The organism is Psychrobacter jeotgali, from assembly GCF_904846315.1.
Taxonomy (GTDB): Bacteria; Pseudomonadota; Gammaproteobacteria; order Pseudomonadales; family Moraxellaceae; genus Psychrobacter; species Psychrobacter jeotgali.
In genome coordinates, this window is sequence record NZ_CAJHAF010000001.1 from 2,835,521 (window position 1) to 2,847,266 (window position 11,746).

Here is an 11,746-nt window from a genome sequence, read left to right on the forward strand (position 1 = left end):
TATAAACGACTTTGGCGGACTGGTCACAGACAATGGCCATGCCAGTAATGAGATGGTCATTGAGATAGATAGCGTTAACAAATGGTATGGCGACTTTCAGGTGCTCACCGACTGTACTGCTCATGTCCATAGAGGCGATGTGGTGGTGGTTTGTGGCCCATCAGGTAGTGGTAAATCGACTTTAATCAAAACCGTTAACGGTCTAGAGCCTTTTCAAAAAGGTCAGATTATCGTCAATGGTATCTCCGTTGGTGCCCCAAAAACCAATTTGCCCAAACTGCGTAGTAGTGTCGGTATGGTATTTCAGCATTTTGAGCTGTTTCCGCATTTAACCATTATTGATAATCTAACCGTCGCCCAAATCAAAGTATTAGGCCGTAAAGAAGATGAAGCTAAACGCAAGGCGATGATTTATTTAGACCGAGTGGGACTCACAGTGCAAGCGGCAAAGTATCCGGCTGAGTTATCTGGTGGTCAACAGCAGCGGGTAGCGATTGCTCGGGCTTTGGCAATGGATCCGGTAGCGATGCTGTTTGATGAGCCCACTTCTGCGCTTGATCCTGAGATGATTCAAGAAGTGCTCGATGTCATGGTGGAGCTCACACGTGACGGCATGACAATGATGTGCGTAACCCATGAGATGGGCTTTGCCAGTCAAGTTGCCAACCGTATTATCTTTATGGATGAAGGTTTTATCGTGGAGAATTGTAGTAAAGAGGAGTTCTTTGAAGGGGCGAAAAGTGAGCGCGCGCAGCTGTTCTTATCGAAGATTTTGAATCATTAATTATAATCAGCTTGTAACTTGAAATATGAGCAATCGATATCAAGCGTCTTTATTAGGCGCTTTTTTGTGGCACTTAGCCTGTATATTTTTAGCTCAGTTTCTTCTTATAAAACCCTATTGTAACGACTATAAAAGCGCTTGAGTTTTCAGCTTACAAGTGTTCCTTATTTACTGCTACAATAGCTTGGATAATTCCTTAAAAGTAAAATACCGGATTGACCTTGGAGCTAATATGAGCGAAGAAAATCTCTCAGCGCAAGCAGGCGTTGTTATTATCGGTGCAGGCCTCGCAGGCTGGCATGTCATCGATGCCATTCGTAGTAAAGACAAAGATATTCCTATCACTTTAGTGACCGCCGACGATGGTGATCGTTATCATAAGCCGATGCTAACTATGGCGATTAGTCAGAATAAACGTCCTGAGGATTTAGTACGTGCGACTGGAGTTGATGCTGCAAAAGCGGCTAATATTACGCTGCTTGCCAATACGCAGGTTAGTGATATTGATGCAACCAACCAGCAATTACATTTGATCTCCGCTCTACGCTCAGACCCAGTTTATACCAATTACGCCACTATCGGCTATGATAAGCTAGTATTAGCGATGGGCGCGCATCCCATTTTCCCCAAAAGCTTACCGCAAGATTTGGTTTGGGATGTTAATCATATTGAGCGCTTTGGACAGCTGCAAGAACAGCTGGCAGCGGGCAGTCAAAGTGTTGCTATCGTCGGTGCAGGTATGGTGGGGACTGAGATTGCAGAAGATTTACTCAAAGCAGGTCATAAAGTTACCTTGATTGATTTAAATGAAGCACCGTTATCACAAATGCTACCGGCAAAAGCCACTGCCCGTATCGCTAAAGCTATTGAGTCTCAAGGTATTCAGTTTTTAGGGGGCTATCAGGTGACTGGCGTTACTCGTGATGATGACCACAAATTGCAAGTCAGCTATGCGCCATTAGACTCAGATAACGAAAGTGATGAACCCTCTGAAACTATTACCGTTGATCACGTGATTGCCAGTGCTGGATTATTGGTCGATGCGAAGTTACCTACAGCGGCTGGTATTGATTTTGATCGCCGTACTGGTATTGTGGTGGACGCTGCAACCTTACGTACGCAGTCTGAGCATTCAAAGTCGGCTTATATTTATGCTATCGGTGATTGTATGTCGATAGATGGTGTAGCTTGTCGTTATGTAGCGCCACTGCGAGCACAAGCAGCAACTATTGCTGATGATATCTTAGGTCACGAGCATGAGGGTTATGAGCACAAACCGCCTATGATTCGTCTCAAGAATAAAGCGATATCGGTAATGGTTACTGGCGTGCCGCAAGCACAGGGCAACTGGCAGGTAAAAACTGAAAGCGCAGATGAGCTCATTATGGATTTGCTTAATGAGAGTAATAAAGTGCAAGCAACGCTGACTATCAAAGCGCCTGCAACCCCTAGCGCCTAATTAAGGTGATTTATTGAGGGGCTTTGGTTTATTCAACTAGGACATCGATGAAGCCTATTCGTAAATACTGAATGCGAGTTATAGAAAAGTTAAGTTTTTAAGAGTTAAATCAGCCATAATTAAAGGTATGGCTGATTTTTTTATGCTAGTTTATATTATTAATACTGTATTCCTTAATGTTATGATTTATTATTCTCTTATAAATGATACATATTGTATCGCTATTATTGACAGCGCTTCGTTTGAGGCGGTATAGTAGTTATTATTCAAGGAAGAATAACGGCTAAAAGACTATTAAAACGAAAAGTAAAACGAAAGACGAAAGACGAAAGGACTCGTTATGACTCAATCTATTGATTACGATATCATTTATAATGATATTCTAGATGAAGTACCAACTATCAACATGGGCGCCAAATCTGCTAATGCGCCGCTCACGCAAAGCTATGACAAAGGGCCTGACGTGCCGCTTATTGAAGCGACTATCGGTGATTTCTTTGATGCTATTGTGCATAAGTATCCAGAGCGCATGGCACTCATCTCTCGCCATCAGAGTATTCGCTGGACTTATAAACAACTACAGCAAAAGGTCAATCAGCTGGCCAGCGCTATCATTGAGATGGGGCTGGAGATTGGCGATCGTATCGGTATTTGGTCGCATAACAACACTGAGTGGTTGCTCATGCAATTGGCGACCGCCAAAGTCGGTATTATCTTAGTCAATATCAATCCCGCTTACCGCACCTTTGAGCTGCAATATTCTCTTAATAAGCTCGGCTGCTCAGCGCTGGTTCTAATGCGTCATTTTAAGACCAGCGACTATACGCAAATGGTGCGCGAGCTCTGTCCGGAGATTTATCATAAAACTTATAATCAGCTCGATTTGGTTGAGATACCGACCATTGAGCGTATTATTTGGATTGATGAGCCGGGTAATGATGAAACCTTTGACTATATGCAAAAGTTCTCTGAGTGGATGAGCGAAGGTGATACCAATGATCCAAGGGTTGCTGAACGTCAAGCACAGCTCAAAAACACCGACCCTATCAATGTGCAATTTACCAGCGGTACGACCGGTACCCCCAAAGGTGCGACCTTAACCCATCGCAATATTTTAAATAACGGCTACTTTATCGGGGAGGCGATGAACCTCACCGAGGAAGATATCTTGTGCATTCCGGTCCCGCTTTACCACTGCTTTGGTATGGTGCTGGGTAATCTAGCTATCTTAACCCACGGCGGTTGTATCGTTTATCCCAACGATGGTTTTGAGCCCCTTAGCGTTTTGCAAGCGGTCGAAGAGGAAAAATGTACCGGTCTGCACGGCGTACCGACGATGTTTATCGCGATGCTCGACCATCCAGACTTTGACCAGTACGACTTATCGAGCCTGCGTACCGGCATTATGGCAGGCTCCAGCTGCCCGATTGAAGTCATGCGCCGCGTCATTGACAAGATGCACATGCAGGAAGTCACTATTGCTTATGGCATGACCGAGACCAGTCCGGTGTCTTGCCAGACCAATAAGCACACACCGCTTGACAAGCAAGTCTCTACCGTAGGACTGGTACAGCCGGCGCTGGAAGTCAAAATCGTCGATACCGAAACCGGCGAGATTGTACCGATCGGTGAGACCGGCGAGCTCCTTACCCGTGGTTATTCAGTGATGAAAGGTTATTGGGGCGATCGCTTTAAAACCCGCGAAGCCATTCAGGATAATTGGATGCATACTGGCGACTTGGCAACCATGGACGAGAACGGCTATGTCAAAGTGGTCGGTCGTAGCAAAGATATGGTCATTCGCGGCGGCGAAAATGTCTATCCAGTGGAGATTGAAAACTATCTGTATCGCCACCCCAAAATTCGTGATGTACAAATCGTCGGTATACCTGATGACAAGTACGGTGAAGTATTGGCAGCGTGGATTATTCCCAAAGAGCCTGATTGCTTAACTGAAGATGAGGTTAAAGAGTTCTGCCGCAATAATATTGCCCACTATAAAATACCGACTTACTATCGTTTCGTTGAAGAATATCCAATGACTATTACTGGCAAGATTCAAAAGTATAAAATTGTCGAAATGATGGTAACTGAGCTGGGCTTAGAATAATGGGTAATGAATGTTCAATGTCGGTACTAAGTCGGTATTAAGAGAGTATTAAAAAAGCGACTCTCAACTTAGTACAAGTGGTTGTAGGCTGTGGCTTTAGCCCAGCATTTTGATTTTAAAAAGTTAAGAGCTGGGCTAAAGTCATAGTCTACGCTAACCTATTCAAATAGTCATAAAATTGAAGTAAAAGGGATATCATGAGCGCCATAATAAAAAGTAAACTCAGTCCAAATTCCGCTGATTTTCAGCAAAATAGTGCGGCTATGCAACAAATCGTCGATGATCTGTATAAGCATTTGCATAAGGTTGCCCAAGGGGGTTCGGAGCGGGCGCGAGCTAGGCATCTAGCCCGTGGCAAATTATTGCCGCGCGAGCGCGTCGAGCGTTTGCTTGATGTCGGCACGCCGTTCTTAGAAGTAGCTCCAATGGCGGCGCACGATATGTATGGCGAGGATGATATTCCAGCGGCTGGCATGATTGCGGGTATTGGGCGTATCAACGGCGTTGACTGCATGATTGTCTGTAATGATGCGACGGTAAAGGGCGGTACTTACTACCCAATAACGGTCAAAAAGCATCTACGCGCACAAGAAATCGCCCAGCAAAACCACCTGCCTTGCGTTTATTTGGTCGATTCAGGCGGCGCTAATTTGCCCAATCAAGATGAAGTATTCCCTGATAAAGACGACTTTGGACGTATCTTTTTTAACCAAGCCAATTTAAGTGCGGCAGGTATTCCGCAAATCGCGGTGGTTATGGGTAGCTGCACGGCAGGCGGTGCTTATGTGCCCGCCATGAGTGATGAATCCATCATTGTCAAAGAGCAGGGGACGATATTTTTGGGCGGGCCGCCACTGGTGAAAGCGGCGACTGGTGAAGAGGTTACGGCCGAAGACTTAGGCGGCGGTGATGTCCATACCCGTTTGTCAGGGGTAGTTGATTATTTGGCCGACAACGATACCCACGCGCTATCTATCGCCCGCGATATTGTCTCTCATTTAAATCGTCGTCCTAAATTTATTCCCAATCAAATCACGCCGCGTCCACCACGCTATGATGTCAAAGAGCTGTACGGCGTAATTCCAACCGATAAGCGTCAACCGTTTGATATTAGAGAAATTATTACTCGTATTGTCGATGACAGTGCTTTTGATGAATTCAAGGCGCGTTTTGGCACTACCTTGGTTTGCGGTTTTGCCCATATCGAAGGTATGCCGGTCGGTATTATCGCCAATAATGGGATTCTTTTTAGTGAGTCAGCACAAAAAGGCACCCATTTTATTGAGCTGTGCTGTAAGCGCAAAATCCCATTGGTATTTTTGCAAAATATTACTGGCTTTATGGTCGGGCGCAAGTACGAGAACGAAGGGATTGCGCGTCACGGTGCCAAAATGGTGATGGCGGTTGCCAACGCCAAAGTGCCCAAATTTACCGTTATCGTCGGTGGTTCGTTCGGTGCGGGTAACTACGGCATGTGTGGTCGCGCTTATGACCCACGCTTTTTATGGATGTGGCCGAACGCGCGTATCTCGGTAATGGGCGGTGAGCAAGCCGCGTCAGTGTTAGCAACGGTGAAGCGCGATAACTTTGACCGCAAAGGAGAGGCGTGGAGTGAGGAAGACGAAGCCGAGTTTAAAGCGCCAATTTTAGAAATGTATGAGGAGCAAGGTCATCCCTATTACTCAACCGCGCGGCTGTGGGATGATGGCGTCATCGACCCTGCTGACACCCGCAATGTGTTAGCACTAGGGCTTAGCGCCGCCCATAATGCGCCGATTGAAGAGACCACGTTTGGGGTGTTTAGGATGTAGGTTGGTAGCAAAACGGCGGGTTACGTTTTATCGGCACTCTTTGCAAGAGTTTGAAAAACTAACCCACGCTACAATTTTTCCAAAATATAATGAAGACCTTAAAAGATAAACCATGCAAAAGTTACCGCCAACACAAAGACAGCATAGAGATAACCGGATATGAATAATTATAAAAGCCTACTAGTCGATATCGAACAGCACGTAGCGACAGTGACCCTAAACCGTCCCGAAATACGCAACGCCTTTAATGATGAAACCATCAGCGAGCTTACCAGCGTATTTAGCGATTTAGGTAAAGATGATAAGGTACGGGTTATCGTGTTAGCGGCTGCAGGCAAAGCTTTTTGCGCAGGCGCAGATTTAAATTGGATGCGCGCGATGGCGGATTTCAGCTATGAGGAAAATCTAGCCGATGCTGATAAACTCGCGCAAATGCTCAAAACCATATATGAATGTCCCAAGCCTACCATCGCTGCCATTCAAGGCGATGTCTATGCTGGTGGCATGGGTTTGGTCGCGGTATGTGATATCGCCATTGCCGTGAAATTGGCTAATTTTTGCTTAAGTGAGGTGCGTTTAGGGTTGGCGCCAGCTACTATCAGCCCTTACGTTATCCGTGCATTAGGTGCGCGCGCAGCGCAGCGTTATTTTTTGAGCGCGGAGGTGTTCGATGCCAAAAAAGCCCGTCAGCTAGGCTTTATTCATGAGCGCGTGAGTGAAGATGTGCTTGAGGATACGGTTGCCGCATTATGTGCCAAAATAGTCAATAATAGCCCCAATGCGGTCAAAACCTGCAAACATTTACTACATGAAGTCGCAGGCGCAGCGATTACCGATGAGCTGATTGCCGATACCGTGAAGGGTATCGCTGATATTCGCGCCTCCGAGCAAGGCCGCGAGGGCGTACAAGCGTTTTTACAAAAGCGTAAACCTGATTGGTTAACAACAAATTAGTCATAAAAAATACCAGATACAACACAAGGATAGTCATGTTTTCTAAAATACTAATTGCCAACCGTGGCGAGATTGCTTGCCGAGTTGCCGCTACTGCCAAGCGTATGGGTGTTCGTACCGTCGCCGTTTATTCTGATGCTGACCGTGAAGCGAAGCATGTCGCTGTCTGTGATGAAGCGGTTTATTTGGGCGGTTCTGCACCCAAAGACAGCTACCTTAAAGGTGATGCCATTATTGCGATTGCCCTCGATGTCGGCGCTGAGGCGATTCACCCCGGCTACGGATTCTTAAGTGAAAATGCCGATTTTGCGCAGGCCTGTCAAGATGCTGGTTTAGCTTTTATTGGCCCATCAGCAGATGCCATCCGTGCGATGGGTGGTAAGTCTGAATCCAAGCGTTTGATGGAAGCCGCTGGCGTACCGTTAATCCCCGGTTATCATGGCGATAATCAAGATGGCGAGTTTTTAAAAGCGCAAGCGGACGATATCGGCTATCCAGTACTAATTAAAGCCAGTGCCGGCGGCGGTGGTAAGGGTATGCGTATTGTCGAAAAAAGCGACGATTTTATCAATCTACTAGATTCCTGCCGCCGTGAAGCGATTACTAGCTTTGGCAATGACCAAGTACTCATCGAAAAATACGCGCTAAAACCGCGCCATATCGAAATTCAAGTTTTCGGTGATAGCCATGGCAATTATGTGCATCTGTTTGAGCGTGATTGCTCGGTGCAGCGTCGCCACCAAAAGGTGTTAGAAGAATCACCAGCGCCCGGCGTCGATGAGGCGATGCGTGAGGCAATGGGCACGGCGGCCATAGAAGCGGCGCGTGCGGTCAATTACGTTAATGCAGGCACGGTTGAGTTCATCGTTGAGCAGCGCGAAGGCAAAATGAGCTTCTACTTTATGGAGATGAACACCCGTCTGCAAGTTGAGCATCCGGTTACCGAGGCCATTACTGGCTTGGACTTGGTTGAGTGGCAACTTTTGGTGGCGGCAGGTAAGTCATTACCAAAATCTCAAGATGAGCTTAAGATAAACGGTCATGCGATTGAGGCGCGTATTTGTGCTGAAAACCCTGACAATGACTTTTTGCCTGCGACGGGGACATTATTTACTTATCAAAAACCTAAGCACAGCACCTTTGTCATTGAAGACGTGCGTATCGATGATGGCATACGTGAAGGTGATACCATCAGTCCGTTTTACGACTCTATGATTGCCAAGCTCATCGTCCATGCGCCCACTCGCGAGCAAGCGTTGGCGAAGATGGATAGAAGTTTGGCATTAACTCGTATCGTTGGGCTGCCTACTAACGTCGCATTTCTACGTCATATTATCAATACGGATGCTTTTAGTCAGGCCAATCTTGATACCGCCCTCATTGAGCGTGAAGCAGACAACCTTTTTAATCAGCATCCGCTTGAGCTATCAACGCTAGTGACTACCGCGATTGTACAGCAGCTGGCGAGTGAGTCTATAGCGTCTAATGCCAATAGTCATTATAAATATGACCCCTTTAACCAGCCTTCAGGGTTTCGCGCTTATACCGATTATACGCGACCTTTTAGCTTGATTTATAACGAGCAGCCTTACGTGGCGCATATTAGCGAATGGCACAATGCAGCAGCTGCGGATAAAAAAGCAGCGGATGGCTTGAGCCGTTTTTTTCTTACGATTAGACCAGACGCAAGCGATAATGAGCAAACCGAGACCCCAGCCATGGTCTTTGAAGGTCAAATCAGCTATAGCAGTGATGATGCGCACAATCATACGTTATGGCTCGATGGCGCGCGTATTAATGCGCAAAGCTGGGAGCACAAAGAGAGCGTTTATGTATTCACCGATAAGGGTCGTGACGAGATTAAGCTCATCGATTTGATGCTGCATGTGGGTGAAGATAGCGCCGCGGTTGGCAGCTTAAAGTCGCCCATGCCCGGACAAGTGGTTGCCTTTAAAGTCGCCGTCGGGGATAGCGTCAAACAAGGCGACCCACTGGCGGTTATCGAAGCAATGAAAATTGAGCATACCATTACAGCGCCTGCCGATGGGGTGGTGGCTGAGCTACTATTTGCCGCTGGTGATTTGGTCGCCGATGGCGATGAATTGCTGCGTATTGACACAGAAGCTAGTGAAGCTTAATGTTAGAAAGAGCTTCGTATAAATTACTTCAATTCTAACTTAGCATGAACTATTGTAGGCTGGGTTTTTAACCCAGCATTTTAATTTTATAAAGTTTCAAAGCTGTGTTAAAAACCTAGTCTACGGCAACTAAAGAGAGTTTTGTATAATTTCTACAAAAGTAAAAAGGACGGTAACTATGAGCCATTCGTATCCAGAACACGTCACCATCGTCGATGTCAGTCCGCGTGATGGCTTGCAAAATGAGTCCATGACCGTACCGACAGCAATCAAGCAAGCTTTGATTGAAGACTTAATCGCCGCCGGTATCAAAAAGTTAGAGGCGACCAGTTTTGTCTCGCCCAAATGGGTGCCGCAAATGGGCGATAACAGTGAGCTGATGACCGCGCTTGCAGATACGCGGCGTGATGACGTCATTTATTCGGTGCTAGTGCCTAATATGCGCGGTTTTGATAATGCTATTGTGCATAATCCTGACGAGATTGTAATATTTGGCTCAGCGAGTGAAACTTTTAGTCAAAAAAATATCAATTGCAGCATTGATGAAAGCATTGAGCGTTTTGCACCCGTTGCCGCTGCTGCTCTTGATGCTGGCATAAAAGTGCGCGGCGTTATCTCTTGCACGGTCGGCTGTCCTTATGAAGGCGAGATTGACCCCAGCCAAGTGGCTTATGTCACCAAACGCATGGTCGAGATTGGCGCAGAGCAAATCGGCATTGCTGACACTATTGGCGTGGGTACGCCCATTAAGGTTCAACGTGCGCTACAAGCGGCGCTAGAACATATCGCTATAGAATCGATAACAGGTCACTTTCACGATACTTATGGGCAGGCGTTAAGCAATACCTTAGCCGCATTGCAACTAGGCGTGAGCGAGTTTGACACATCGGTCGCTGGCCTCGGTGGTTGTCCGTATGCCAAAGGCGCAACGGGTAACGTCGCGACCGAAGACGTGGTCTATATGCTGCATGGCATGGGTATTAGCACTGGCATTGATTTGGATAAATTGGTCGTTGCTGGTGAGCGTATTAGTGAATTTTTAGGACGGCGTAATGACTCTAATGTCGCGCGAGCCATCATTAATAAGCGCCAGTCTTGAGCTTTTTTTATCAAAAAAATATGAATATCATCTAAAAATATCAAAAATTTAAACACAGTATTTAAACACAAGGAATAGCTATGAATTTACCCGGATTAGATTTTCAGCTTGGCGAAGATATCGATGCATTGCGTGATGTTATCCAGCAGTTTGCGGCCAATGAGATTGCTCCGCGTGCTGGCGAGATTGACAGTAGCGATGAATTCCCAATGGACTTATGGGAAAAGATGGGCGATTTAGGCCTACATGGCATTACCGTACCCGAAGAATACGGCGGCTCGGATATGGGCTATGTCGCGCACATGGTGGCGCTTGAAGAGATTAGCCGCGCCTCGGCATCTGTTGGGCTAAGCTATGGTGCTCACTCTAACTTATGTATTAATCAGATTAAACGTAACGGGAATGATGAGCAAAAGCAAAAGTTCTTACCCAAACTTATCAGCGGTGAGTTTATCGGCGCTTTGGCAATGAGTGAAACGGGCGCGGGTTCTGATGTCGTTAGTATGAAGCTTAAAGCCGAAGAAAAAGACGGTCATTATATTTTAAATGGCAGTAAAATGTGGATTACCAACGGTCCTGATGCCGATGTGATGGTAGTTTATGCCAAGACCAATCCTGAGCTGGGCGCCAAAGGGATGACTGCCTTCATCGTTGAAAAGGGCATGGAAGGCTTTGGCACGGCGCAAAAGCTCGATAAACTCGGCATGCGTGGTAGCCATACGGGTGAGATGACTTTTAACAACGTTGCTGTACCAAAAGAAAATATCTTAGGCGGATTAAACCAAGGCGTCAAAGTGCTCATGAGTGGACTTGATTATGAGCGTGCGGTATTGGCCGCTGGGCCTACTGGTATCATGCAAGCAGTGATGGATAACGTTGTGCCTTATATCCATGATCGTAAACAATTCGGGCAAGCTATTGGTGAGTTTCAGCTGATTCAAGGTAAAGTTGCTGATATGTATACCATTTTGCAAGCAGGGCGTAGCTTCTTATATACCGTTGGCAAAAATCTCGATATGCTTGATCAACGGGGTGAAGGTCACAGCCGGCAAGTACGTAAAGATTGTGCCAGTGTCATTTTATGGTGCGCTGAAAAAGCCACTTGGATGGCAGGCGAAGGTATTCAAATCTTTGGCGGTAATGGCTATACCAATGAGTATCCGCTAGGACGTTTATGGCGTGACGCCAAATTGTATGAAATTGGCGCAGGCACCAGTGAAATTCGCCGGATGCTGATTGGACGTGAGTTGTTTAATGAGACTAAGTAAGTCTGTGTTTTAAACTTACAAAAATGGTGTAGGGTGTGGTTAGTGCAGCATAACCCACCATTTAAAGTAAGTTAATATTAAAAATGGTGGGTTACGTTTTATTGGCATTCTCTACGAGAATTT

General features: G+C 46.2%; 8 protein-coding genes. All 8 read left to right on the plus strand.

Annotated elements, in window-relative coordinates:
• Nucleotides 1-52 precede the first annotated feature (52 nt).
• The 8 genes from JMX18_RS11765 to JMX18_RS11800 all read left to right on the plus strand — a co-directional run bounded on the left by JMX18_RS11765 (nt 53) and on the right by JMX18_RS11800 (nt 11,623).
• On the plus strand, nt 53-784 hold the full coding sequence (locus JMX18_RS11765) for an amino acid ABC transporter ATP-binding protein (protein ID WP_201588343.1): 732 nt from the start codon (nt 53-55) through the stop codon (nt 782-784).
• Between the two features lie 232 nt (nt 785-1,016).
• On the plus strand, nt 1,017-2,243 hold the full coding sequence (locus JMX18_RS11770) for an FAD-dependent oxidoreductase (protein WP_201587902.1): 1,227 nt from the start codon (nt 1,017-1,019) through the stop codon (nt 2,241-2,243).
• 340 nt (nt 2,244-2,583) lie between these two features.
• Nucleotides 2,584-4,353 (plus strand): AMP-binding protein, encoded by a 1,770-nt coding sequence (locus JMX18_RS11775; RefSeq protein ID WP_201587904.1) that lies wholly within the window; start codon nt 2,584-2,586, stop codon nt 4,351-4,353.
• Nucleotides 4,354-4,550: 197 nt separating this feature from the next.
• Nucleotides 4,551-6,164, plus strand: coding sequence for a carboxyl transferase domain-containing protein (locus tag JMX18_RS11780; RefSeq protein ID WP_201587906.1), 1,614 nt, complete (start codon nt 4,551-4,553; stop codon nt 6,162-6,164).
• A 159-nt stretch (nt 6,165-6,323) separates the two neighbouring features.
• A complete protein-coding gene (locus JMX18_RS11785) occupies nt 6,324-7,118 on the plus strand; it encodes an enoyl-CoA hydratase/isomerase family protein (RefSeq protein WP_201587907.1) in 795 nt (264 codons plus the stop codon).
• Between the two features lie 35 nt (nt 7,119-7,153).
• A complete protein-coding gene (locus tag JMX18_RS11790; RefSeq protein ID WP_201587908.1) occupies nt 7,154-9,256 on the plus strand; it encodes an acetyl/propionyl/methylcrotonyl-CoA carboxylase subunit alpha in 2,103 nt (700 codons plus the stop codon).
• A gap of 178 nt (nt 9,257-9,434) precedes the next feature.
• Nucleotides 9,435-10,355 (plus strand): hydroxymethylglutaryl-CoA lyase, encoded by a 921-nt coding sequence (locus tag JMX18_RS11795; protein ID WP_201587909.1) that lies wholly within the window; start codon nt 9,435-9,437, stop codon nt 10,353-10,355.
• Between the two features lie 80 nt (nt 10,356-10,435).
• Complete coding sequence (locus JMX18_RS11800) at nt 10,436-11,623, plus strand: isovaleryl-CoA dehydrogenase (protein WP_201587910.1); 1,188 nt, start codon at nt 10,436-10,438, stop codon at nt 11,621-11,623.
• Nucleotides 11,624-11,746 lie beyond the last annotated feature (123 nt).

Coding starts and splice junctions, on each gene's coding strand:
- JMX18_RS11785 (WP_201587907.1), top strand. CDS start 6,324: ATGAATAATTATAAAAGCCTACTAGTCGATATCGAACAGCACGTAGCG.
- JMX18_RS11775 (WP_201587904.1), top strand. CDS start 2,584: ATGACTCAATCTATTGATTACGATATCATTTATAATGATATTCTAGAT.
- JMX18_RS11790 (WP_201587908.1), top strand. CDS start 7,154: ATGTTTTCTAAAATACTAATTGCCAACCGTGGCGAGATTGCTTGCCGA.
- JMX18_RS11800 (WP_201587910.1), top strand. CDS start 10,436: ATGAATTTACCCGGATTAGATTTTCAGCTTGGCGAAGATATCGATGCA.
- JMX18_RS11780 (WP_201587906.1), top strand. CDS start 4,551: ATGAGCGCCATAATAAAAAGTAAACTCAGTCCAAATTCCGCTGATTTT.
- JMX18_RS11765 (WP_201588343.1), top strand. CDS start 53: ATGGTCATTGAGATAGATAGCGTTAACAAATGGTATGGCGACTTTCAG.
- JMX18_RS11795 (WP_201587909.1), top strand. CDS start 9,435: ATGAGCCATTCGTATCCAGAACACGTCACCATCGTCGATGTCAGTCCG.
- JMX18_RS11770 (WP_201587902.1), top strand. CDS start 1,017: ATGAGCGAAGAAAATCTCTCAGCGCAAGCAGGCGTTGTTATTATCGGT.